Genomic DNA, 22,933 nt, shown 5'->3' with positions numbered 1-22,933 from the left:
TTAGGGCCGCCGAGTCAGGACTACTGTGACCCTGCTGAATTTACTGACGGGCGGCGCCGGTACAGCCACGCAAGTCCAAGAATGGGAAGCAGCAGCGGGATAAACGCGTAGCCGCGGCCGAAAAGCGACCAGACCGTTTCGTGCGGGAAGTTGACGGAGTCGAAGATGCTCAGCGCCCCGACCACCACCACGCCCACGAGTTCCACGAGAACGGCGGCCACTGACACTTTGAACCACGTCCTGCCGGGCCTCGCCAGGGAGACCGTGGCGACGACGTAAACGAGTGCCGCGAACGCCGAGAGCAGGTATGCGAGCGGCGCCTCGGAGAACTTGGTGAGAATCTGATAGCCGGCCCGGGCCGTGGCAGAGATGGCGAAAACTGCGTAGACCGCGATCAGCAGCCGCCCGGGCCCGGTGTTCCGGGTGTCCTTGGACAGGGCCTTCGGCGCCGCGTCGGTCTTGTTGACGGGGGTTTGCGGAGTCACGTCTTGTGCTTCTTCCACTCAGTACCAGATCTGGTTCATGCGGGCGGCCATGACAAGGGCGGTGACGCCCACGGCAGCCAGGACAAAGTTGCTCCACCGGGTGCGTTCCAGGATGGACCAGTACACGGCGCCAACGGGCAGGATCAGGGCCGTGATCAGGTAGCCCCAGAATTCCCATGATTCCCCGGCTATCTGTTCACCCGACGAAACGCGGACGATGGAGCCCACGAGGTAAACCAGCAGTGCCAGTTCGACGGCGGCCACGGACAGGATGGTGGCGTCGTTCGGGGCTTTATTCATGATCCCCGCCACGGCGCAGATGATCGTGGAGAGCAGTCCGACGGCCAGAATGATGTAAAAGTACGCGTCCACGCTATTTGCCCGGCTGTTCGTTGCTGGGGGCAAACACGAGCACAGGCTTGGCATAGCCACCGGCGTCGGCCAGCAGGGCAACGAGCGAGCCGTCGGGCGCGAACGCTGCGGCCGGATTGTCTGCGGTGGCAGCCTCCGGGGTTCCGGCTGCCGCGCCTGCGGCTATGCGCCGGCCGAAGGAGATTTCAGTGGCTTCATCCTCGCTGAGCTCGCGGTTCGGCATGAGCGCCCGCGCCGCCTGGGACATCTCCAGAACCTCCAGTTCCTCCGCCAGCTGCTCGAGCGTCCGGGCCTGGTCCAGCGTGTAGGGGCCAACCTGGGTCCGCCGAAGCGCCGTCAGGTGGCCTCCTGTACCCAGCGCCTCGCCAAGGTCGCGTGCCAGGGCCCGGATATATGTTCCGGACGAGCACTCTACAGTGACGTCCACGTCAAGGACTTCGCCGTCGCGCTCGGGGCGGAGCGAATGGACATCGAAACGGTGGATGGTTACGGGCCGTGCAGCAAGCTTCACGTCTTCGCCGGACCGGACGCGGGCGTACGCGCGTTCGCCGTTGACTTTGATGGCGCTCACGCTGCTGGGGACCTGCTGGATCTCGCCGGTGAGTGCTGCGACGCCGGCCCGGATGGCTTCTTCGGTGACCGCAGCGGCAGATTGGCTGCTGACCACCTCGCCTTCGGCGTCGTCCGTCACTGTGGATTCGCCGAGACGGATGGTGGCTGTATACGTCTTGGACGTGCCCACGATGTACGTCAGTAGCCGCGTGGCCTTGTTGATCCCAAGAACCAGCACACCCGTGGCCATCGGATCCAGCGTTCCGGCATGCCCCACTTTCCGGGTACCGGCCAGCCGCCGCATCCGTCCAACCACATCGTGGCTGGTCCATCCTTGCGGCTTGTCCACTATTACCAGTCCAGAAAGCACGCCTCCCAGTATATCCGTGCCCACGGCGCTCCCATTTCGCACGGCGGCGGGCGGCCGGGTCCAGAGGCCAGCACGACGGCGGGCGGCCGGGTCCCGCGGCGGCCCGACGGCGGGCGGTTAGGATGGCAGACATGCCCGAGCTTGCCGCCCATGTCCGCGACTTTCCCGTCAACCAGATCCGCGAGATCACCGAAGCAGCCTGGGCCACCCCCGGAGCCATCGTGCTGAGCATCGGCGAACCAGGCTTCGCCGTCCCCCGCCATGTCCTTGAGGCCGGAATGGCATGCCTGGACCGCGACGAGACCAATTACACGCCGAATGCCGGAATCCCTGCCCTCCGCGAGGCCTTCGCAGCGAGGTTCCGTGAACACAACGGCGTCGAGATCGGGTCCGAACGGGTCTACGTGGTGGACGGCGCCCAGCAGGGCCTCCACTTCGCCATGAGCCTGCTGCTCTCCCCCGGCGACGAAATCCTGATCCCCAATCCGGGCTACCCCACCTTCGCTATGACCAGCCAGCTGCTGCACGCAGTGCCTGTACGGTACCCGCTGTACCCCGAGCACGACTTCCAGCCCCGGATCGAGGACATCGAAGCCCTCCTCACGCCGCAGACCAAAGTGCTGGTCCTGAACTCGCCGTCCAATCCGCTGGGCGCGGTGCTGGGCGGCGACCTCACCCGCGGCCTCGTCGAACTGGCCCGGCGCCACGACCTGTGGATCATCTCCGACGAATGCTACGAGGCATTCACCTACGACGTCCCACACGTCAGCCCCGCCCGGTTCGACAGCGACGTCCCCGGGGAGGCAAGGGTCTTCACTTCGTTGACGCTTTCCAAGACCTATGGACTGACAGGGCTGCGGATCGGCGCGCTGATTTGCCCGCCGGGGCTGGAGCGGAAGATGAACAATGTGATGGAGTCGATCGTGTCGTGCGTCGCCTCACCGTCCCAGTACGCCGCGCTCGCCGCACTTGAGGGGCCCCAGGACTACGTCAGCCATGCCCACGCCCATTACCGGGCAAACCGGGACGCAGCTTCGGCAGTGCTGGCGTCCAAGGGCATTCCCTTCCTTTCGGCGCAGGGGGCGTTCTACCTCTGGGCCGATGTTTCCCACGTCAGCGGCGGCGATGTGCGAACCTGGGTCCGTAAGTTCCTCGCTGATGCCGGGGTTTCTTTCGCGCCTGGCACGGCCTTCGGTTCCATCGGCGAAGGCTGGATCCGGATAGCACTCTGCGGCGTCCAGGCTGAACTCGTGGAAGGCCTTGGCCGTTTGCCGTCCCGCGACTGACGCCACACGTCCCGGGACTGCCGCCGCAGGTTCAGGGGCCGCCCCGCACGTTCTCGGGGTGCCCCGCACGGCGGGGAAACAACTCCCAGGTGGGGCAAAGAGTCCCTAGTGCGAAAGCCGCCCGCGCCTTAACCTGACCAGAGGGGCGGCACCGGAGAGGAACATCATGTGGTGGCAGGACCTGCTGTGGGGCTTCTGGAACGGTTTTACGGCGTGGATCGTGCTCATCGCGCACGTTTTCGGCGCGTGGGCTGAGTTCCCCTTCTACAACGACGCGAGGGCCGGCAATTGGTACGACTTCGGTTTCCTGCTGGGCATGGGATCGCCGCTTCTCGGCGGGCTGGGGGCGCGCGGCGGCCGCCGGTCGCGGACATAGTGCCGCGAACCAACCCGGTGCGGCGAACATGGCGGTGCGGCGAACATAGCGGTGCGGCGGACATAGCGCAGTGCACCTCCCGGCTGAGCCTCTAGTACTCGATCTCTTCCTCGGGCGGCGCCTGCTCGGGCGACCATGACATCCTGACGATGAAATGGGCCTCGGCAACATTCCTCGCGATGATGGCCCCTGCTGTGCCCGCCAATTTCACGCCGAACTGAAGTTCCAGATGCTTCGGCGCCAGGTCCCCCAGGACGTCCGCGGCGGCTCTTGCTGCCGGCCGGATGGCCGCGAGGGCATCTTCTAGCCTGCGCCCGGTGTCCTGGATCCCCTGGTCGTCCCGCGAGGGGTGTTCCACCCCGAAGCTGCTCTCCTCTGCTTCGACCAGGACCATGCCGGATCCGACTTCGTAGCGCAGTATCTCTGTCATGGCTTCCTCCGTATGCACTCCATATGCCGATTACTTGTGCCGTGAATGTGCTGCAGATTGCTGAGCACCACTCCGGCCGAGGCCGGAGTGGTGCTCAGCTCAGAGTGGAGGACAGCGCGTGCTCCAGCCAGGTCCGCAAGGCCGGCGCCGGCGCGGCGCCCGCCTGCCGGGCAATCACCATTCCGCTGACAATCACCATCAGCGTGGGGATGGCCTGGACTGCAAACCTCGCAGAGAGCCCGGGGGCCTTGTCCACGTCGACTTTCACCAGTTTGATCCGGCCTGCCTTCTCCGTTGCCAGCTGGTCCAGGACCGGGCTGACCAACTTGCAGGGGCCGCACCACTCGGCCCAGAAGTCGATCAGGGCAGGCACGGTGGACTGCTCGGCGATGTGCTTGAAGTCAGCATCTCCGGCGTCGACAATCCACGGCAGGTCGTGGCGGCAGTTGCCGCAGCGCGGACGGCCGGGAGCAGCTGCCGGTATCCTGTTCGTCTTCCCGCAGCCGGGGCACCTGATAAGTCGCGGTTCCACTGCTCCGCGCTGCCTTCCGGCCGCACCTGAGGTCATGGCTTAATCGGACGCCTGCCAACCATTGCCGGATAGAGTCGAAGGTCCCGCCGGTCCGGCAGGCCGGACCCCCGAGGCGGAGGTCAGTATTCCGTGCGGTCCGGGTTGTCCCGCCACGCGTCAAAGGGGACGTTCGACGTCGGGATATCGGTTTGGCTGACCGGCATGAGTTCCGGGCGGCTGCCGTCAAAATATTCGTAGAACAGGGCGTCGTCGAACCCGGCAGCCGCGGCGCCGTGCCTGTCCGCGGCAAAATACACACGACCGATCCGCGCCCACAACGCGGCCGCCAGGCACAACGGACAGGGTTCGCAGCTTGCGTAGAGCACAGCTCCGCTGAGGTCGAAGTTGGCAGATTCTGCCGCAGCGGTCCGGATGGCCACAACTTCGGCATGTGCGGTGGGGTCGTTATCCCGCGTTACCCTGTTGACGCCAAAATAGCGTTCGCCGGCAGCGGTGACGACCAGCGCACCGAACGGTCCGCCGCCGTCGGCCACATTCTGAACGGCGAGGTTGATGGCCTGCCCCAGGAAGTCCTGGATAGCGGCGGCTGAAGGTTGGGCATCCATGCTCCGATCATAGCCAGCCTGCCCGCAGTTCCGGTGCGCCGGGCCCGGCAGTTTGCATGACCCTCGACGATGCCGACGACCGGGAATTACAATATGGGCAGTGGGGGCAGCCGTTTCTTACGGTAGCCAATCCGTGGTCTCAAGGCTCTTGATATTCATCAAAGGGCATTGGAGAGAACCATGAGAAATCAACGTCGGGTGCTTGCGTCCGCGGCAGCTATCGCCGTGCTCCTGGCCCCCGCAGCTACGGCCAGTGCCGCGCCAGCGGAGCAAACACCCGTAGTCCTTGCGAGCGGACTCGTGGGTCCCCTGCACGTCAACGCTGACCAGGACGGCTCGGTGATCGTCAGCGAGGAATTCGCCGGCCGCCTGACGAGGGTTCAGGCCGACGGCAGCAAGTCCACCGTCTACTCGGCTCCTGATTGGGACGTGGCGGGCACCGCGGAGCGCCGGTCCACACTGTATCTCCTGGAAAGCCAGGGCGCCGGCCCGATGGACGACAGGCCACTGGCAGGCCACATCAGGGCCATCAGCGACGATGGTACGCAGTGGACACTCGGGGACTTCGCTTCCCTGGAGTCGGAAGAAAACGCCGACGGCGACGCCCGCTACGGCTTCCGCAACCTGCCGGATGAGTGCGCCGCCCGGCTGCCCGCAGGCATGCCGCCTGCCTCGTACACAGGCGACGTGGATTCCCATCCATACTCGATTGCCCTGTCCGGCCGCACGGCCTACGTGGCAGATGCGGGAGCCAACAGCGTGGTTTCCGTGGACCTCCGTTCAGGTGACACCGAAACCGTCGCACTCCTCCCGCCCCAGCCATACCGGATCACTGCCGACGTTGCGGCGACACTGCAGCTGCCGGACTGCGTTGTGGGACGGACCTATGCATTTGAACCAGTGCCCACGGACGTGGCGGTAGGTTCCGACGGTTGGCTCTACGTCACCACGCTCCCCGGCGGACCGGAAGATCCGCGGCTGGGCGCACGCGGGTCCGTCTATAAGGTCAACCCGGACAACGGCAGGGTCAGGCTGTTCGCTGACGACGTGCTCTCCCCCACCGGACTGGCACTTGACGACGACGGCGACATCTACGTCGCGTCGCTGTTCGGCGACGGCGTGCTCAGGATAAACGGCGACGAAGGACAGCGGACAGTCCTGACAGGCAAGCTCACCGCCGACGTCACCATCGGGGATTCCACGCTTTACGCGACCACTGATGCCCTCCCCGCGCCGAACCAGGCACCCGACGGCAAACTGGTTTCCCTTGACCTTGACAGGCACGCCCGCCACTGACGCCACTCCTTGGGCAAAAAAGTGGCCGGACCCTTCCGGGTCCGGCCACACTCATGCCTGCGACGTGCTACTTGTTGCCGTCTTCGTTGATTTCTTCGTCGTCGATGAGGTCTTCGTCCTCTTCGTCGAAGTCGTCCTCGTCGATTTCGACATCCTCAGGAATGTCGCTCTTGTAAGGATCGGCGTCGCCGGCGTGCTTGGCGCTGGCAGCCAGGGCGGCAACCTCGGCGTCCCGCTTCTTGGCGGCGCGGAGCAGCTCTTCGAGGTTGGAGGCGTTGACCGGAATCTGGTCAGCCACGAATTCGAGGGTGGGAGTCAGCCGGACCGTGATGTTGCGGCCCACTTCCTGCCGGAGAACGCCCTTGGCCTTCTCCAGGCCCTTGGCAGCATCAGCCTGCACCACCTGGTCCCCGAACACGGTGTAGTAGATCGTGGCGTGTTGCAGGTCATTGGTCACGCGGGCGTCGGTAACAGTAATACCTTCAAGCCGCGGATCCTTGACCTTCCGGCCCAAAGCCTCTGCAACAACAACCTTAATCCGCTGCGCCAACTTGGCAGCGCGTGCCGGATCAGCCATTTCCACTCCTAAATATTTGGATGTACGACGGCGCGTTAGCGGCTTGCGTACAAAAGGTTCGGTTAATTGCCACGCACCTAAGGCGAGTCTACGACGGACCCGCGTTGGATTTTTTCCGGCGGCCCGGGAGTGGCATCGGGCCTACCGGAGCTGGGCGGCAGAGGATCGCAGACCCTGTGCCGCCCAGCGTAGGGGCGGGGCCGCCGGAAAGAATCCAACGACCCCGCACCTGTAACGCTAGGACACCTTAGACGCGCGGCTTCTCGCGCATCTCGAAGGTCTCGATGATGTCGCCCTCGGTGATGTCGTTGAACGAGCCAAGACCGATACCACACTCGAAGTCCGTGCGGACCTCGGTTGCGTCGTCCTTGAAGCGCTTGAGCGTCTCAACGGTGAGGTTGTCGCCGATGATCTTGCCGTCGCGGCTGATGCGGGCCTTCGTGTTGCGTCGGATAACACCCGAGCGAACGATGGAACCGGCAATGTTGCCGAACTTGGAGGAACGGAACACTTCGCGGACCTCGGCGGTGCCAAGCTGGACCTCTTCGTACTCCGGCTTGAGCATGCCCTTGAGGGCCAGCTCGATGTCATCGATTGCTGCGTAGATGACGGAGTAGAAGCGCATGTCCACGCCTTCGCGGTCTGCCAGTTCGGCAACACGCTCGGCGGGCTTGACGTTGAAGCCGATGATGACGGCGCTGTCGACCGTTGCCAGGTTGACGTCGTTCTGCGTGATCGCACCGACACCGCGGTGGATAACGCGGAGCTGGACACCTTCGCCGACGTCGATCTTGAGCAGCGCGTCTTCGAGGGCTTCCACGGCACCGGACACGTCACCCTTGAGGATGAGGTTGAGGGTGTCGATCTTGCCTTCGGCGACGGCCTGGTCGAAGTCTTCCAGGCTGATGCGCTTGCGGCGCTTGGCCAGGGCTGCGTTGCGGTCGGCTGCTTCACGCTTCTCAGCGATCTGGCGGGCGGTGCGCTCGTCAGCGGTCACGAAGAAGGTGTCGCCTGCACGCGGGACGTTGGACAGACCCAGCACCTGAACGGGGCGGGACGGGCCGGCCTCGGTCAGGACGCTGCCGTCGTCGTCGAACATCGCACGGACGCGGCCGTGGGCCGTGCCTGCCACGATAGTGTCACCGACGTGCAGCGTACCGGACTGGACCAGGACGGTGGCAACCGCACCGCGGCCCTTGTCCAGGTTGGCTTCGATCGCAATTCCGCGGGCGTCCTTGTTCGGGTTGGCGCGCATGTCCAGGGCTGCGTCTGCGGTGAGCAGGACGGCCTCGAGCAGCTCGTCGATGTTGAGGTTCTGGCGGGCAGAGACCTCGACGAACATGGTGTCGCCACCGTATTCCTCGGGAACCAGTCCGTACTCGGTCAGCTGGCCGCGGACCTTGTCCGGGTTGGCGCCTTCCTTGTCGATCTTGTTCACGGCCACGACGATCGGCACGTTGGCTGCCTGCGCGTGGTTGAGGGCTTCAACGGTCTGCGGCATAACGCCGTCGTCCGCTGCGACCACCAGGATGGCGATGTCGGTGACCTTCGCACCACGGGCACGCATGGCGGTGAACGCCTCGTGGCCCGGAGTATCGATGAAGGTGATCTTGCGGTCGAGACCTTCGTGCGCGGTGGTGATCTGGTAGGCACCGATGTGCTGCGTGATGCCGCCGTGTTCACCCGCGACAACGTCGGAGTTACGGATGGCATCCAGCAGGCGGGTCTTACCGTGGTCGACGTGACCCATGACGGTGACAACCGGAGGACGTGCCTCGAGTTCCTCGTCGCCTTCGGCTTCCAGCTCGGCGTCGAAGTCGATGTCGAAACCAGAGAGCAGCTCGCGCTCTTCGTCCTCGGGGGACACGACCTGGAGCTTGTAGCCAAGCTCCTCGCCGAGCAGGGCGAAGGTCTCTTCATCCAGGGACTGCGTGGCCGTGGCCATTTCGCCGAGGTGGAAGAGCACAGTCACCAGTGCTGCGGGGTTCGCCTCGATCTTGTCGGCAAAGTCCGTGATGGACGAGCCGCGACGGAGCCGGACAACGGTGTTGCCGTCGCCGCGGGGCACGCTTACGCCGCCCAGCGACGGAGCACTCATCTGCTCGAGTTCCTGGCGCTTGGCACGCTTCGACTTGCGCTGCTTGCCACGGCCTGCGCCGCCCTTACCGAAGGCACCCTGGGTGCCACCGCGGCCGCGACCGCCCTTGCCGAAGCCACCGCCGGCCGGAGCACCGCCACCGGCACCGGGAGCGCCACCGGTACCCGGTGCGCCGCCCGGGCGTCCGGGACCGCGTCCGCCGCCGCCGGGACGGCCTGCACCAGCGGGTGCGGGACGTTCGGTGCGGTTAGGCATCATGCCCGGAGTAGGACGGTTTCCGCCGCCTGCACCGGGACGTGCACCGGCAGCGCCTGCCGGACGCGGAGCGCCCGGACGTGCACCCTGTGCGCCGGCGGGACGGGGAGCACCCGGACGGGGACCCCCTGCGCCTGCTGCCGGGCGCGGGCCGCCGGGGCGTTCGCCCTCGGTGCGGCTTCCGCCCGGACGGGGCATGCCCTGGGAAGGAGCGAACGGGTTGTTGCCCGGACGCGGGGGACGTTCGTTATCGCCGCCGCGACCCCGGGGCATGCCCTGGGACGTGGCGAAGGGGTTGTTGCCTGGACGGGGACCGCCCGGACGGGGTGCCGAACTGCCCTGCCCGCCGGAGCGGGACGGAGCAGCCGGGGCTTCAGCCTTGGGCGCCGGGCGTGCGCCGGGCTTTGCACCGGTGGACGGCGCCGCCGTGGCTGCAGGCGCAGCTGCTGCTGCTGCCGGGGCCGCGGGGGCAGGGGCTGCTGCCGGAGCAGGCGCCGACGGGGCGGGGGCTGCGGCCGGAGCTTCAGCCTTGGGTTCCGGAGCCTTGGGAGCTGCCGGACCCGGCGCGGGGGCCGGACGAGAAGCTGCGGGGCTGGCGGGCGCCTTGGGCGCTGCAGCGGGAGCCTCGGACTTCGAAGCGCCGGCGGCGGGGTAGGCGTTGCGGAGTTTCCTCACAACGGGGGCCTCAATGGTGGAAGAGGCAGAGCGAACGAATTCGCCCAGTTCCTGCAGTTTGGTTACTGCATCTTTGGAAGTAATACCGAGCTCTTTAGCAAGCTCATGTACGCGGACCTTGGCCACATTTCTCCTGTCTCGGTCCGCACCGAGCCAGGCACGAACCGTCTACTTCTTACTGCGGACCTCCGCCGCGAGTGCAGCTGAAAGGTCCATTGCAGAGCGCAACAAAGTTGTCATCGTTGCGCACTCATCGCTGGGAACTCATCGGGTTTCCATCAGTTTTCTGACCCGCTTTCAGGTTGGACGGTTGTTGCTGCGGCCACCGGAGTGTCCACGGCTTGCGTGCCTGCCGTTATCCGGCGTTCGACGGCGGCAGTTCCGGTGGTGCCCGGGAGGGCACGTCCGAACGCACGCCGCTTGATAGCCAGCGCCAGGCACGTTTCGCTGGAGTGCAGCCAAGCACCCCGGCCAGCCATCCGGCGTCGTTCGTCCACAACGACAGCGGTGGAACCGCTGCCTTCGGCGACGAGCCGGAGTAACTCAGACCGCGGACCCTTCTTCCGGCATCCGATGCAGGTACGCTGCGGCCGATCCTCAAGGTGTTGCATGTGCGCCACGGTGAGTATCTTCCTGCCCTTACAAATCTGCCGCCCCGAACCCGCCCGCTTGGGGCTGCGCTCCGAAAGAACGCAGATTCTGCGGGCACGCTCAAGGCGCACGGATACCGGCCATAAGGCACGGTCAATGTCTATTCTAGCCCCTCAGGTGCCCCGGCCCCGAAACGACGGGTCGAAACCGGGCGGGACAGTCCGAGGGGCCGTCCGCAGAAGCGAACTAGTTTTCGCGCTGAACCGCGGCGTCGGAGACGATGTCGATCCGCCAGCCGGTGAGCTTGGCGGCCAGGCGGGCGTTCTGGCCCTCCTTGCCGATGGCAAGCGACAGCTGGTAGTCCGGCACCACAACACGTGCGGAGCGCGTCGCTTCATCCGTGATGGTGACGGAATTCACCCTCGACGGCGACAACGCGCTGGCGATGAAGCTGGCCGGATCCTCGTTGAAGTCAACGATGTCGATCTTTTCGTCGTTGAGTTCGGTCATGACGGCCCGGACTCGCGAACCCATTTCACCGATGCAGGCACCCTTGGCATTGATGCCGGGGATGTTGGCCTTGACGGCGATCTTGGTGCGGTGACCGGCTTCGCGGGCGAGTGCCACGATCTCCACGGAACGGTCGGCGATCTCCGGAACTTCCAGTTCGAAAAGTTTCCGGACCAGTCCGGGGTGCGAACGGGACAACGTGATGGACGGACCCTTGGTGCCGCGGTGCACGTCGATCACGAAAGCGCGAAGCCTGTTGCCGTGGATGTACTTCTCGCCGGGCACCTGCTCGGGCGGGGGCAGCAGCGCCTCCACGGTTCCGAGGTTCACCTGGATCATGTGCGGGTTGTTGCCCTGCTGGATGGTGCCGGCAACAAGCTCGCCTTCGCGGCCCTTGAACTCGCCCAGGACGTTGTCGTCCTCCACGTCGCGCAACCGCTGCAGGATGATCTGGCGTGCCGTGCTGGCAGCGATGCGGCCAAACCCGGCCGGAGTGTCCTCGAACTCCCCGATGGGGGCGCCGTCGTCGTCGATTTCGGTGGCCCAGATGGTCACGTGGCCGCTCTTGCGGTCCAGCTCTGCACGGGCCTTCTCGAAGGCTCCCGGAGACTTGTGGTACGCCACCAGCAGTGCCTGCTCGATGGTGGGAATCAGGAGGTCCAGCGGGATTTCACGCTCACGCTCCAGAAGTCTCAGTGCGCTCATGTCAATATCCATCAGGCCTCCTCAGAAGGTCCATTGTGTTCATCTTCCAGACCGACCTCATCGAGGTGGCTGAACTCTATCTCGACTTTTCCATTGCGGATCCTGTCGAAAGGAATCTTCTCCGGCTCGCCCTGCTTGGGCTTCATGCCCTTCTTGGCAGCGATCTCCGGAATCAGCGTCACGCCGTCGTCATCAACGGCCTGGATCCTGCCGGTCAGGTTTTCGCCCTGGATGACATTCACCTTGACCATGCGGCCGCGGGCACGGTGCCAGTGGCGCGGTTCGGTCAGTGGCCGTCCCACGCCGGGCGAGGAAACCTCGAGGTCGTAGGGGCGGCTGTCGTAGCTGGGGTCGCTGTCCAGGATGCCGGAGAGTTCCTTGGAAATCTCCGCAATAACGTCAAGGCTTACTCCGCCGGTCTCTTCCTGCGGCAGGTCCACTACTACGTGGACCACACGGTTTGCACCGGCAACCTGAATGGATACGTCCTCCAAGTAAAGCCGGTTTGCCTGGACCGAGGGTTCCAGCAGCGCCCGGACGCGCTCGGCTTCCGGGTTGTGCACGGATTCGGCCTCAGTCTTGCCCGTCCCGGTCCGGTCTGATGAAGTCGTGGCTTCTGCATTACTCACGATGCCGGCCGCCTCCCGCTAGATGATGTTGTGTGTACTAGCGTAGCCATTTTATGGGCGCCGTGGTGCACTCGCTTGCTGCCGGGCATGACAACATGGTCTGTTGTGAAAGACGACACCAAGGAAAAACCACGGCCGGCCCGCTATTTCCGGTACGGCATCCTGGCGTCGTTGGCGGTCCTGGTCATCAGCCTGGGGCTGGCGCTGACTCCGGGCCCTCCGCCGGAAGTGCCGGAACCCGCGTTTTCCGAACGGGCACGGGCCGCTGCGCTTGCCGAAACGATGCAGCTGCGCCTGGCCGGCAGAAGAATGGCTGACTCCTTTTCCGGTGCCGAGCGCCAGGCCCTGCTGCGCACTGTGACTTTGCTGACAACCCAGGCGAGAGCGCTGACCGGCCCTGATCCGAAGCCGTCCGCGTCGGCCACGGGTGCCGCCTCCGCATCCGGATCAGCAACCGCTTCCGCGACGGCGCAGGCCGAGGGAACGGACTCCCCCGCCGCCCTCGTCGCCGCGTTGTCCGCCAGCGGAAGCCGGCGCCTCGAAGATGCGGCAGCTTCCGACGGCGGGATGGCACGGCTGCTTGCCGCCGTCGGTACCGCCCAGGTTCTTCAGGCATCCTCACTTGCACCTGCGTTGGGGGAAGCCGCCCCCGCGGCGCCCGCGTCTCCGGCCGCGCCGCCCCAAGTCGCGCCGTCAGCCGCGCCGACAGCCGCGTCATCGGCAACCACATCGGCAACAGCATCGGCAACAGCATCGGTTACCGCATCGGCGGCAGCGGACGGTTCCTGCCCGCCGGCCACCACCGAGTCCGGACCGGCTGAAGGATCGGCCACCCCGGCAACAGCCCTGGCGATGACTGTCAAGACGGAGGCCGAAACGGTCTACGGCTACCAAGTGGCGCTTGCCCGCCTCGACGGAGCGGCCGCCGGCTCGGCGTCACAGCTGCTGGCACGGCATGAGTCGGTCCTTGCCGAAGCCGAAGCCCTCAGCCGCGCCCTGTGCGTGGACATTCCGCCGCGGGAGGCGGGGTACACCCTCGGCCCGTCGTTCCTCGCTGCCCCTGCCGCCGGTCTGGGCAGCCTTGAAGCAGGAACCCTCCCGGTATACGGGGACCTGGTCGCGTTGAGCGGCGGGAGCACCCGGCAATGGGCCATTTCGGGCCTTCTGGCAGCTGCCAACCGCGCCGTGTTGTGGGGCTCCGACCCCGGTCCCCTGCCGGGCATCGTGGTGGATACTGCGCAGCTTCCGGAGCTCCCGCAGGACAGCCCGTCGCAGGAATCGACCGCGCCGGGGGCTTCGCCGGCGCCGTCGGACGCCGGATAGACCCTGCCTCGCCCTTGGCGTGGCTTACCTTTCTTAGCCTTGTATTACTGGCAGGCGGCGGTAGCCGATGGTTTGCTATACCCATGGACATCGCGGGAGCAGCAACACAGCATGAAAACGAACCGCACCACAACGACATCGCCCATCGGCTGAACTGGCTGCGCGCCGGAGTTCTGGGTGCCAACGACGGCATCGTGTCCGTCGCGGCAATCGTGGTGGGCGTGGCAGGCGTCACCACGGATTCCGGCCCTATCCTGATCGCCGGTGCGGCCGGCGTCGTGGGTGGTGCCATTTCGATGGCGCTGGGCGAGTACGTGTCCGTCAGCAGCCAGAAGGATAGCCAGCAGGCGCTCATCGAGAAGGAAAGACGCGAACTGGCTGAGCAGCCCGAGGAGGAGCTCGAGGAGCTCGCCGCCATCTACCAGGGCAAGGGCCTCAGCGCCGCCACGGCCCGCACGGTGGCTGAGGAACTCACCGCCCACGACGCCCTTGGCGCGCATCTTTCCGCCGAACTCCACATCGATGAGACCGACATCGTCAGCCCGTGGCACGCCGCCTTCGCGTCAGCGATAGCGTTCCTGATCGGAGCGATCCTGCCCATGCTGGCAATCCTGCTGCCCCCGGAGGAGATCCGGGTCCCCCTGACCTTCGTGGCAGTGCTGGTGGCCCTGGCATTGACCGGAGCCCTCGGAGCATGGATCGGCGGAGGCTCTAAGTCGAAGGCTGCGTTCAGGGTGGTGCTCGGCGGTGCCCTGGCACTCATCGCGACCTTCGGGATCGGCAACCTGCTGGGTGCCAGCGGCGTGGTCGCCTGACCTTCCGCGTCCTGCCGGCGGGCGGCAGTTACGCTGGATCCGATGAAAGCACCCGCAGATGTCCCCATCCCGCCTGAGCTGAGCCGCCGGTACGGCAGGACAAGCGGCGGACGTGCCTGGCTGGGTTCCCTCCAGAGGCTGATTCGCGGACGCCTGGAGCGGTGGGACCTTGAGGTGGACCTGGCGCCCGGTGAGCTGCCATGGAACGGCCATGGTGCCGTGGTTGTCCCGGTAACCCGCAAGGGCGTTCCTGCAGTCCTCAAGGTTGCCTACCCGCACGACGAAGCCCGGGTGGAGCGTTTCGCCCTCCGGCTCTGGGACGGCCACGGTGCGGTGCGGCTCCTGGAGTCCGACGCCGGGACGTGTTCCATGCTGCTGGAAAGGCTCGACGCTTGCCGCTCCCTCCAGGACGTTCCGCTCGATACGGCCGTAGGCGTCTGGGGCGGGCTGACACGGCAGTTGAGCCTGAGGCCGGACCATCGCCCGGAGTGGCACGAATTCGACCACGTGGCAGCCCGCGCCGAGCAGTGGAGTGATGATCTTCCGGCGGACTGGGAGCAGCTCGGCAGGCCATTTCCGCGCTGGCTGCTGGAGGCTGCCCTGGAAGTTTGCCAGACGCGCGGAGCGGTGGGCCGCCGTGCCGGGACCGACGTCCTGGTCAACACGGACTTCCATTACCTGAACATCCTGGCCCGGCCGCAGGGCGGTTTTGCGGCAATCGACCCGCAGCCAATGATCGGCGAAGCCGAGTTCTCGGTGGCCCCGCTCCTGTGGAACCGCATCCGGGACCTCTCCCGGTCTGATCCCCGGCGGGGACTGCTGGAGAGATGCAGGGACTTCAGCAACGCGGCGGGGCTGGATGCCGAGGCGGCCCGGCAGTGGAGCCTCGCCCGCGAAGTTGAAAACGCCCTATCCTATGCCTCGCGCCCCCACCATGGCGGCGACCTGGCCCGTTCCCTCTGGGTGGCCAGCACGCTGGCCGGACGCACCCTCGACGGATTGCCCGCTGCGCATGACCTCCCGGCACCGGGTGAAGCAGGGCCTGAGTGAAGCTGGCTGGAAAACAAGCGGCCGGGCCTAGCCGCGAACTGCTGCCAGGGCTTTCCGCACCGCTTCGACGGCCGCCTCGACGTCGGCGTCGTCCGTTGTCCAGTTGCTCACCGAAAGACGCAGGACATCCCGCCCCCGCCAGTGAGAACCGGACATCCACACCAGCCCGTCACCGATGATCCGGGCCGTCACGGCCCGCGTGGTCGCGTCATCGCCGAAGGCCAGCGAGACCTGGGTGTAGACGACGTCGTTGAGTACTTCCACGCCGTCCAGCACCGACAGTTGCTCCGCCAACTGCGCAGCGCGGCTCGCCAGATTGCGTACCTGCGCCGCAACGCCGTCCCGGCCGAGGGACTTCAGCGCTGCCCACACGGGAACGCCGCGGGCACGGCGGGAGAGTTCCGGGACGGTCTGGAAGGGGTCTGCTGCCGCGCCGGCATCCCGGATGATGTAACTGGCGCTGACGCTCATGGCGGCCTCGAGCGCCTCCGTGTCCCGCACAGCCACGATGCCGCAGTCGTAGGGCACGTTGAGTGTCTTGTGCGCATCGGTTGCCCACGAGTCAGCAAGGTGGAGTCCGGCGGTCAGGGCGGCAAGTTCCGGCACCGCAGCCGCCCAGAGTCCGAAAGCCCCGTCAACGTGCACCCAGGCGCCATGTGCTTTCGCGACGGTGATCGCTTGGAGGAACGGATCGAACGCGCCGGAATGCACGTTCCCGGCCTGCAGGCACACAACCGGCGGCGCAGCGGCTGATCCCCCGGTTTCGTCCGATGCCTTGGCCAGGGCACGGTCCAGGGCGCAGTCCAGCTCTGCCGGATCCATGCGGCCCTGCGGGTCCGATGGCACCACGATCGGGCGGCCCAGGCCGAGGTACCGCAAGGCGAGATCGATCGAGTCGTGGCGTTCCTGGCCGACTATGCAACGGAGTGCCGGTGCGCCGGCAAGGCCACCGGTGTTCCCGTCCCAGCCGGTCCTCTCCAGGACGCGCCAGCGGGCGGCGGACAGGCCGGCGAAGTTGGCCATGGTCGCGCCGGTGACGAAACCGACGTCGGCCGTTTCCGGCAAGCCCAGCAGCTCCAGGAACCACCGCCCGGCTGCTGCTTCGAGGGCCGCCGTGGCGGGCGTGGCAGCGCGTAGGAAGGAGTTCTGGTCCCAGGCGCTGACCAGCCAGTCCGCCGCCAGGGCGGCGGGCAGGGTGCCGCCGATAACCCAGCCGAAAAAACGGCCCGACGGCATGGCCATCAGGCCCGGTTCCGCCTCGGCCGCGAGATAGTCGATCACTTCGCCCGCCGGCATGCCGGCCTGGGGCATCGGACCGCCGAAGACGGCCTCCAGCTCCCCTGCCGTGGCCGGGGCCCTGCACGGCGGGTCTGCTGGCTTGCCAGCCATTCACGGGCGTGCCCGGCTGCTGCGTCCAAGGCGTCCCGGAAGGGCGTCCCCTGTTGACATAGGAGCATGCTACGCCCGCGCCCTCCCGGCCGGGAGGGTCTTTCGCATTCCCTTCGGCCCGCCTGCTAGGCGAAGGTGTCCTGCCAGATGTCGTAGCCGAGTTTGAGGATGAGGGCGCCGACGACGGCGAGGAAAACGTTACGGATGAAGGTGCTGCCCTGCTTCACCGCGGTCCGCGCCCCGAGGTAGCCGCCGGCCATGTTGGCGAGCCCCAGCACCAGCCCCACGCCCCAGAGCAGCGAGCCGTGCGGCAGGAAGAAGATCAGGGCGCCGGCATTGGTGGCCATGTTCACGATCTTTGCCTTGGCACTGGCTTCGAGGAACGCATAACCCATCGCGGATACCAGGGCGATGATCAGGAACGAACCCGTCCCTGGTCCGATCAGCCCGTCGTAGAACCCGATGGCCGCTCCGATGAGGCAGGCCACCACATAGTGGGTCCGGCCGTCGTGGCGGAGCGAAGTCAGGTCGCCGATGTTGGGCTTGAACGCCGTAAACAGAGCGACGGCGACCAGCGCCGCCACGATTATGGGTTTGAAGACGCTCGCAGGCAGGGTGGCGGCCAGCACCGCGCCGCCGAAGCTCCCGGCCAGCGCAATGACGGCCATGGGTATGGCGGTCCGCAGGTCCGGCCTGACCCGCCGGTAGTACGTCACGGCACTGGTGGTGGTCCCGAAAATGGAACCCATCTTGTTGGTGGCAAGAGCCTGGACCGGGCTGATGCCCGGCACCAGCAGCAGCGCCGGGAGCTGGATCAGTCCCCCGCCGCCCACCACTGCGTCAATCCACCCTGCGGCGAAGCCCGCCACGATGATGAGGATCAGCGTGGCGGGCTCCAGCGACTCGAATCCCGAGATCACTCCTTCAGCCGAGCGGGTTACTTGCTGCGGACGGCGTTGACCACATAGTCAACAGCCTTCTCCACGGCCACGTTCTCCGCCTCGCCGCTGCGGCGGTCCTTGATCTCCACGACGCCGTCCGCCAGTCCGCGGCCAACGGCCAGGATCGTGGGCACGCCAACGAGCTCCGCATCGCCGAACTTGACGCCCGGGGACACCTTGGGGCGGTCGTCGTAGATGACCTCGAGGCCTGCGGCTTCGAGCTCGAGTGAGAGCTTCTCGGCCGCCGCGAAGATTTCCTCGCCCCGGCCCACAGCCACGACGTGGACATCGGCGGGAGCCACTGCGCGGGGCCAGACCAGGCCCTTGGCATCGTGGTTGGACTCGGCCAGGGCCGCGACAGCACGGGTAACGCCGACGCCGTAGGACCCCATTGTGACCACTACCTGCTTGCCGTTCTGGTCCAGGACCTTCAGTTCAAGGGCCTCGGCGTACTTGCGGCCGAGCTGGAAGATGTGGCCCATCTCAATGCCGCGGGCGGTCTCCAGCGGACCGGATCCGTCCGGGGCCTCGTCACCGGCGCGCACTTCGGTGCACTCGATCACGCCGTCCCAGCCGAAGTCCCGGCCGGCCACGAGGCCGAAGACATGCTTTCCGGCCATGTTGGCTCCGGTGACCCAGGCGGTGCCGCTGACAACGCGGGGATCTACCAAGTACAGGAGCTTGGCGGCACCTTCGAGGCCGAGGAGCGGTGCGCTCAGTGACATGCCGGGGCCCAGGTAGCCGCGGACGATCAGGGGGTTGCGGGCAAGGTCTTCCTCGCCGGCAGCCTCCACGGTGATCTCGCCGGCGACCGGCAGGTAGGCGCCGATGTTGGCCTCAACCCGCTTCAGGTCCACGCCGCGGTCACCGGGCACGCCGATGACGACGATCTGCCGCTCACCGGTGGGCAGGGTGATGGCGAGGACGACGTTCTTCAGCGTGTCAGCGGCCGTCCAGGCGCCGCCGTCGTTCTCCCCGCGGGGAACCAGCTCGTTGGCTGCGTCCACGAGCGTGTCGATGGTGGGAGTGTTCGGGGTGTCCCGGATCTCGGCGGCAGGCGCGTTGGTGAAGTCGATGTCCGCGGGCACCACGGTGGTCACTGCCTCCACGTTGGCCGCATAGCCGCCGGCGGACCGCACGAACGTGTCTTCGCCGATCTCGGTCGGGTGCAGGAACTCCTCGCTCCGGGAGCCGCCCATGGCACCTGCAGTAGCAGCCACCGGAACCACCTCGAGGCCGAGGCGCTCGAAGATCTTCAGGTAGGCGGCGCGGTGCGCGTTGTAGCTCGCGTCCAGGCCGGCGTCGTCGACGTCGAACGAGTAGGAGTCCTTCATGATGAACTCGCGGCCGCGCAGCAGGCCCGCACGCGGCCGGGCCTCATCGCGGTACTTGTTCTGGATCTGGTAGATGCTCAGCGGAAGATCCTTGTACGAGGAGTACAGGTCCTTGACCAGCAGGGTGAACATTTCCTCGTGCGTGGGTGCCAGGAGGTAGTCGCCGCCCTTGCGGTCCTTGAGCCGGAAGATGCCCTCGCCATACTCGGTCCACCGGTTGGTGGCCTCGTAGGGCTCCTTGGGCAGGAGAGCCGGGAAATGGACTTCCTGGGCGCCGATCGCGGTCATTTCCTCGCGGATGATCTTCTCCACTTTCCGCAGCACGCTCAGGCCAAGCGGCAGCCAGGTGTAGATGCCCGGCGCTGCCCTGCGGATGTACCCGGCTCGGACCAGGAGCCGGTGGCTCGCCACCTCGGCATCGGCGGGATCTTCGCGCAGGGTGCGCAGGAAAAGCTTGGATAGTCGAAGGACCACGGGTAGGAATCCGTTTCTTGGGAGGTGCCTGTTCAGATGACGGGCTGGGCAAATTCGTCTGGGTACTAATCTACCGTGGCGCGGCGGGTGCCGGGTTCCCGGCCGCTCGGGACGGAGAAGAGCCACGCCAGAACTGAAAGGAAGCCCCTGGCCGTTGCCGGCTGGTCATCCTGTTTTGGCGTGGCTCTTACGGCCCGTCGGACCCAGAAGTCCGGAGGAAGCGCTAGGCGTGCCTGCTGGGAAGGTCAACGTCCAGTGCCATCTGCTGATTTCCCCCTGAGACCGCACGCACCCCATCGGCGCGGCTAGGAAGAACCTATGTGATTCACGGCACCATTACAAGAGTCGTCACGCAGTTTTCGGCAGTTGACTCTGTGTTACCGCATGCTCCCTGGAGGCCGCCCGGCTAGTCGATAAGCGCGGCAGCCTGGTCCAGCATGGCTTCCGCAGCGGCAAGGTCGGACGACGTCACGCCGGAGCCTGTCGCCTGCGCCGAAATCAGGACTCCGCCTTTGACCGCGAAGGCCATCACGGTGCTCTGGATGCCACCTGTAGGCAGGGTGACGTCCGTTTGCATGGCAATCGCACCGTCGGTGGCGGCGCCGCTGTCAAGCCGGATGGTCTCGGCTGTCATGGACATTCCCTTGATGTTCATGCTGATGCTGCTGCAATCTGCGATCTCGCTGCTGCGCCGGGCAAGCGTCTGGTCCAGTTGTTCCTTCTCCACGCCTGACACCAGCGAGAGCGTCTGGGTGAGTTCTGCCGTTGAAGAGGTGGAGGCACCCACCGCCATGGTGGTGTTGCTGTCCGGCTTGATTGCAGTTCCGGTGGCGATGGAATTGCACTCGGCCGGCTCCACCTGCACCTCGGTCATGAGGGACATCATCTGTTCCAGCGCCTGCGAGACCTTCTCCGCAGGCAGCACGGAGAGTGCCACACTGTCTGAGTCCTTCACGGCTCCGGCGATCTCCGCGAGTTCGTCGGACGTCAGCATGGTGAAGGCAGCTTCCGTCGGCGTGGGGCTGGGGGTGTCAGATGCGGCGGACGTTGCCGGGGAAGCCCCTGCGTCGGCAGGGGCGGCTGGACCGCCGCAGGCGGACAGGCCAAGCACCAGGAGGGCAGAGGCCCCGAAAAAGCGCACAACGGACGTATTCATTTATCCCCCAATAAGTTCGAACGCCGGCCGGTTGCGGCCAGCTAGAACAGAACTGTAGCGAACGTGCCCACCTGGTGGAAGCCCACCCGCTCGTAGGTGGCCCTCGCCCGGGCGTTGTAGTCGTTGACATACAGGCTGGTGACGGGCGCGAGCTTCTGCGCCAGCATGACAACGGCGGCCATGTAGCCGGCGCTGAGTCCGAGGCCGCGGAAGGAGGGGTTCATCCAGACGCCCTGGACCTGGGTCACCTCGGGGGTGACAGCGCCGAGTTCGGCCTTGAACATGACCTGGCCGTCCTCATCGAGGTGAACAAGGGAATGGCCCTGCCTGATGAGGCCTTCCACGCGCCTGCTGTAGAACTCGCGGCCGCCCAGGAACGGAGAATATCCCACTTCTTCTTCGAACATGGCGGCGCAGGCGGGCAGGATCCTGTCGAAGTCGGCAAGCTGGCCGACACCCAGCTCCGTGTTCGCGGGCACGGCGGGCGGCCCGGCGATGGTCATCAGCGGCTGGTCCGCACGGACCTCGTGGGCCGGCTGCCCCAGCTGCTCCAGTTGTTCGTGCATGGCCAGGACCGTATCGGCGGGGCCGAAGATGGAGGCGAACCGGCGGCCGGAGCGTTGCGCATGCTCGGCCACCAGCCCGGCAAGTTCCGGGTCCAGCTGTACGGGAACGAGGTTTGCCCCGGCCCAGCACGCGCCCACCAGGGTGTCGCCGTCGAACACTCCAAAGATGCTGGCCCCGCCCGTGGTGGGCGCGGCCGTTCCCGTTGCCGCCAGGTGGGACAGGATGAAGACGTTGGCTACAACGTCCGTCCTGGCCAGCTCCCGCAGCATGGCAGTGTCCGGACCGGACAGGACCCGGATTGAGATGCCGGATCCTGCGGTCTCCCTACGAGACGCTAACCACGGGGCTACCCTTGACAGCATCTTCGCCATCGGCCTCCCCCATCTCTTCAGCGATTCGCATGGCCTCTTCGATCAGTGTCTCAACAATTTCACTCTCGGGGACAGTCTTGATGACCTCGCCCTTCACAAAAATCTGTCCCTTGCCGTTGCCCGAGGCCACGCCCAGGTCAGCTTCGCGTGCCTCGCCCGGTCCGTTGACGACGCAGCCCATCACGGCAACACGCAGCGGGATCTCCATCCCTTCCAGGCCGGCCGTGACCTGCTCGGCCAGCGTGTACACATCCACCTGGGCCCGGCCGCAGGACGGGCACGAGACAATTTCGAGCTTGCGGGGACGCAGGTTCAGCGACTGCAGGATCTGGTTGCCCACCTTGATTTCCTCGACCGGAGGAGCCGAAAGGGAAACGCGGATGGTGTCGCCGATTCCCCGGGACAGGAGGGCACCGAAGGCCGTGGCGGACTTGATGGTGCCCTGGAAGGCCGGGCCGGCCTCGGTGACGCCCAGGTGCAGGGGCCAGTCGCCCTGCTCGGCCAGCATCTCGTACGCGGCAACCATGATCACGGGGTCGTTGTGTTTGACGGAGATCTTGAAGTCGTGGAAGCCGTGCTCCTCAAACAGCGAGGCTTCCCAGACAGCTGACTCCACCAAAGCCTCGGGGGTTGCCTTGCCGTACTTCTTGAGGATTCCGGGCTCCAGCGATCCGGCGTTGACGCCGATCCGGATGGACGTGCCGTGGTCCTTGGCGGCCCTGGCGATTTCCTTGACCTGGTCATCGAACTTGCGGATGTTCCCTGGGTTGACGCGCACCGCGGCACAGCCCGCTTCAATGGCAGCGAAGACGTACTTGGGCTGGAAGTGGATGTCCGCGATGACGGGGATCTGGGACTTCCGCGCGATGATCGGAAGCGCCTCGGCGTCGTCCGCGGACGGGCAGGCGACGCGCACGATGTCGCAGCCCGAGGCCGTCAGCTCAGCAATCTGCTGCAGCGTGGCGTTGATGTCCGTGGTGGGCGTGGTGGTCATCGACTGCACGCTGATGGGCGAATCCGAGCCGACGCCCACCGAGCCCACCTTGATCTGGCGGGTTTTCCTGCGCGGTGCGAGGACGGGGGGCGGTGCTGACGGCATTCCCAGGCTGACCGAGGTCACGTGGACTCCTATTTAGGTCGAGGTATCGATGGTGGGTGGTTCCGGCGGG

The 22,933-nt window shown here is 66.2% G+C and carries 22 protein-coding genes and 1 pseudogene; 6 read left to right on the top strand and 17 right to left on the bottom strand.

Annotated features, from left to right (window positions below):
- Positions 1-20 precede the first annotated feature (20 nt).
- From ACSQ1X_RS07305 to truB, 3 genes are read right to left on the bottom strand one after another with little or no spacing between them, the layout of a single operon-like run.
- Positions 21-485 (bottom strand): hypothetical protein, encoded by a 465-nt coding sequence (locus ACSQ1X_RS07305; protein WP_436057194.1) that lies wholly within the window; start codon positions 483-485, stop codon positions 21-23.
- A gap of 18 nt (positions 486-503) precedes the next feature.
- The gene (locus ACSQ1X_RS07300; RefSeq protein WP_055798430.1) at positions 504-857 is read right to left on the bottom strand and encodes a hypothetical protein; all 354 of its coding nucleotides are present in this window, start codon (positions 855-857) and stop codon (positions 504-506) included.
- 1 nt (position 858) lies between these two features.
- Complete coding sequence (gene truB, locus ACSQ1X_RS07295) at positions 859-1,779, bottom strand: tRNA pseudouridine(55) synthase TruB (protein ID WP_082506723.1); 921 nt, start codon at positions 1,777-1,779, stop codon at positions 859-861.
- 131 nt (positions 1,780-1,910) lie between these two features.
- Between truB and ACSQ1X_RS07290 the strand changes: the two genes are divergently transcribed.
- Positions 1,911-3,065, top strand: a complete 1,155-nt coding sequence (locus ACSQ1X_RS07290; protein ID WP_436057193.1) for a pyridoxal phosphate-dependent aminotransferase — start codon at positions 1,911-1,913, stop codon at positions 3,063-3,065.
- A gap of 166 nt (positions 3,066-3,231) precedes the next feature.
- A complete protein-coding gene (locus ACSQ1X_RS07285) occupies positions 3,232-3,441 on the top strand; it encodes a hypothetical protein (RefSeq protein WP_436057192.1) in 210 nt (69 codons plus the stop codon).
- Between the two features lie 91 nt (positions 3,442-3,532).
- On the opposite strand, the gene ACSQ1X_RS07280 is transcribed toward ACSQ1X_RS07285, so the two are convergent.
- The 3 genes from ACSQ1X_RS07280 to ACSQ1X_RS07270 all read right to left on the bottom strand — a co-directional run bounded on the left by ACSQ1X_RS07280 (position 3,533) and on the right by ACSQ1X_RS07270 (position 5,008).
- Positions 3,533-3,871, bottom strand: coding sequence for a CU044_2847 family protein (locus ACSQ1X_RS07280; protein WP_055798436.1), 339 nt, complete (start codon positions 3,869-3,871; stop codon positions 3,533-3,535).
- A 94-nt stretch (positions 3,872-3,965) separates the two neighbouring features.
- Positions 3,966-4,439 carry a thioredoxin gene (trxA, locus tag ACSQ1X_RS07275; protein WP_055798439.1) on the bottom strand — a complete coding sequence of 158 codons (474 nt, stop codon included), beginning with the start codon at positions 4,437-4,439 and terminating at the stop codon, positions 3,966-3,968.
- Between the two features lie 83 nt (positions 4,440-4,522).
- On the bottom strand, positions 4,523-5,008 hold the full coding sequence (locus tag ACSQ1X_RS07270; protein ID WP_436057191.1) for a nucleoside deaminase: 486 nt from the start codon (positions 5,006-5,008) through the stop codon (positions 4,523-4,525).
- 180 nt (positions 5,009-5,188) lie between these two features.
- On the opposite strand from ACSQ1X_RS07270, the gene ACSQ1X_RS07265 reads away from it, so the two are divergent.
- Entirely contained in the window at positions 5,189-6,304 is a 1,116-nt protein-coding gene (locus ACSQ1X_RS07265) for a ScyD/ScyE family protein (protein WP_436057190.1), read from the top strand.
- A gap of 67 nt (positions 6,305-6,371) precedes the next feature.
- Here ACSQ1X_RS07265 and rbfA read toward each other — a convergent pair whose 3' ends face one another.
- The 5 genes from rbfA to rimP form a co-directional block, all read right to left on the bottom strand.
- Positions 6,372-6,881: a 30S ribosome-binding factor RbfA gene (rbfA, locus tag ACSQ1X_RS07260; RefSeq protein ID WP_055798448.1), complete on the bottom strand. Its 510-nt coding sequence runs from the start codon at positions 6,879-6,881 to the stop codon at positions 6,372-6,374.
- Between the two features lie 247 nt (positions 6,882-7,128).
- Positions 7,129-10,035 (bottom strand): translation initiation factor IF-2, encoded by a 2,907-nt coding sequence (infB, locus tag ACSQ1X_RS07255; RefSeq protein ID WP_436057189.1) that lies wholly within the window; start codon positions 10,033-10,035, stop codon positions 7,129-7,131.
- Between the two features lie 152 nt (positions 10,036-10,187).
- Positions 10,188-10,520 carry a YlxR family protein gene (locus ACSQ1X_RS07250; protein ID WP_436059287.1) on the bottom strand — a complete coding sequence of 111 codons (333 nt, stop codon included), beginning with the start codon at positions 10,518-10,520 and terminating at the stop codon, positions 10,188-10,190.
- A 226-nt stretch (positions 10,521-10,746) separates the two neighbouring features.
- A complete protein-coding gene (nusA, locus tag ACSQ1X_RS07245; RefSeq protein ID WP_436057188.1) occupies positions 10,747-11,727 on the bottom strand; it encodes a transcription termination factor NusA in 981 nt (326 codons plus the stop codon).
- Entirely contained in the window at positions 11,727-12,344 is a 618-nt protein-coding gene (gene rimP, locus ACSQ1X_RS07240; protein WP_436057187.1) for a ribosome maturation factor RimP, read from the bottom strand. The genes nusA and rimP overlap by 1 nt, the downstream gene beginning before the upstream one ends.
- A 105-nt stretch (positions 12,345-12,449) precedes the next feature.
- Here rimP and ACSQ1X_RS07235 point away from each other — a divergent pair, with 105 nt between their 5' ends.
- The 3 genes from ACSQ1X_RS07235 (at position 12,450) to ACSQ1X_RS07225 (ending at position 15,532) form a co-directional block, all read left to right on the top strand.
- Positions 12,450-13,667, top strand: coding sequence for a ferritin-like domain-containing protein (locus ACSQ1X_RS07235; RefSeq protein WP_436057186.1), 1,218 nt, complete (start codon positions 12,450-12,452; stop codon positions 13,665-13,667).
- Between the two features lie 83 nt (positions 13,668-13,750).
- A complete protein-coding gene (locus ACSQ1X_RS07230) occupies positions 13,751-14,482 on the top strand; it encodes a VIT1/CCC1 transporter family protein (protein ID WP_055798464.1) in 732 nt (243 codons plus the stop codon).
- A 42-nt stretch (positions 14,483-14,524) separates the two neighbouring features.
- Positions 14,525-15,532 carry an aminoglycoside phosphotransferase family protein gene (locus tag ACSQ1X_RS07225; protein WP_436057185.1) on the top strand — a complete coding sequence of 336 codons (1,008 nt, stop codon included), beginning with the start codon at positions 14,525-14,527 and terminating at the stop codon, positions 15,530-15,532.
- A gap of 27 nt (positions 15,533-15,559) precedes the next feature.
- Here the strand turns inward: ACSQ1X_RS07225 and ACSQ1X_RS07220 are convergent.
- The 6 genes and pseudogenes from ACSQ1X_RS07220 to ispG all read right to left on the bottom strand — a co-directional run bounded on the left by ACSQ1X_RS07220 (position 15,560) and on the right by ispG (position 22,884).
- A pseudogene (locus ACSQ1X_RS07220) lies at positions 15,560-16,989 on the bottom strand (pyridoxal phosphate-dependent decarboxylase family protein).
- 57 nt (positions 16,990-17,046) lie between these two features.
- On the bottom strand, positions 17,047-17,841 hold the full coding sequence (locus tag ACSQ1X_RS07215) for a sulfite exporter TauE/SafE family protein (RefSeq protein ID WP_055798474.1): 795 nt from the start codon (positions 17,839-17,841) through the stop codon (positions 17,047-17,049).
- A gap of 17 nt (positions 17,842-17,858) precedes the next feature.
- On the bottom strand, positions 17,859-19,670 hold the full coding sequence (locus tag ACSQ1X_RS07210) for a proline--tRNA ligase (protein WP_055798476.1): 1,812 nt from the start codon (positions 19,668-19,670) through the stop codon (positions 17,859-17,861).
- Positions 19,671-20,076: 406 nt separating this feature from the next.
- On the bottom strand, positions 20,077-20,826 hold the full coding sequence (locus ACSQ1X_RS07205) for a hypothetical protein (RefSeq protein WP_436057184.1): 750 nt from the start codon (positions 20,824-20,826) through the stop codon (positions 20,077-20,079).
- Between the two features lie 41 nt (positions 20,827-20,867).
- Positions 20,868-21,755: a GNAT family N-acetyltransferase gene (locus ACSQ1X_RS07200; RefSeq protein WP_436059286.1), complete on the bottom strand. Its 888-nt coding sequence runs from the start codon at positions 21,753-21,755 to the stop codon at positions 20,868-20,870.
- Positions 21,718-22,884 carry a flavodoxin-dependent (E)-4-hydroxy-3-methylbut-2-enyl-diphosphate synthase gene (gene ispG, locus ACSQ1X_RS07195; RefSeq protein WP_028272164.1) on the bottom strand — a complete coding sequence of 389 codons (1,167 nt, stop codon included), beginning with the start codon at positions 22,882-22,884 and terminating at the stop codon, positions 21,718-21,720. Before ispG ends, ACSQ1X_RS07200 begins: the two co-directional genes overlap by 38 nt.
- Positions 22,885-22,933 lie beyond the last annotated feature (49 nt).

This window comes from Arthrobacter sp. LjRoot78 (assembly GCF_964254335.1).
Lineage (GTDB): Bacteria > Actinomycetota > Actinomycetes > Actinomycetales > Micrococcaceae > Arthrobacter.
The sequence above is the reverse complement of the archived record's forward strand: the minus strand, read 5'-3'. Positions and strand labels throughout refer to the sequence as shown.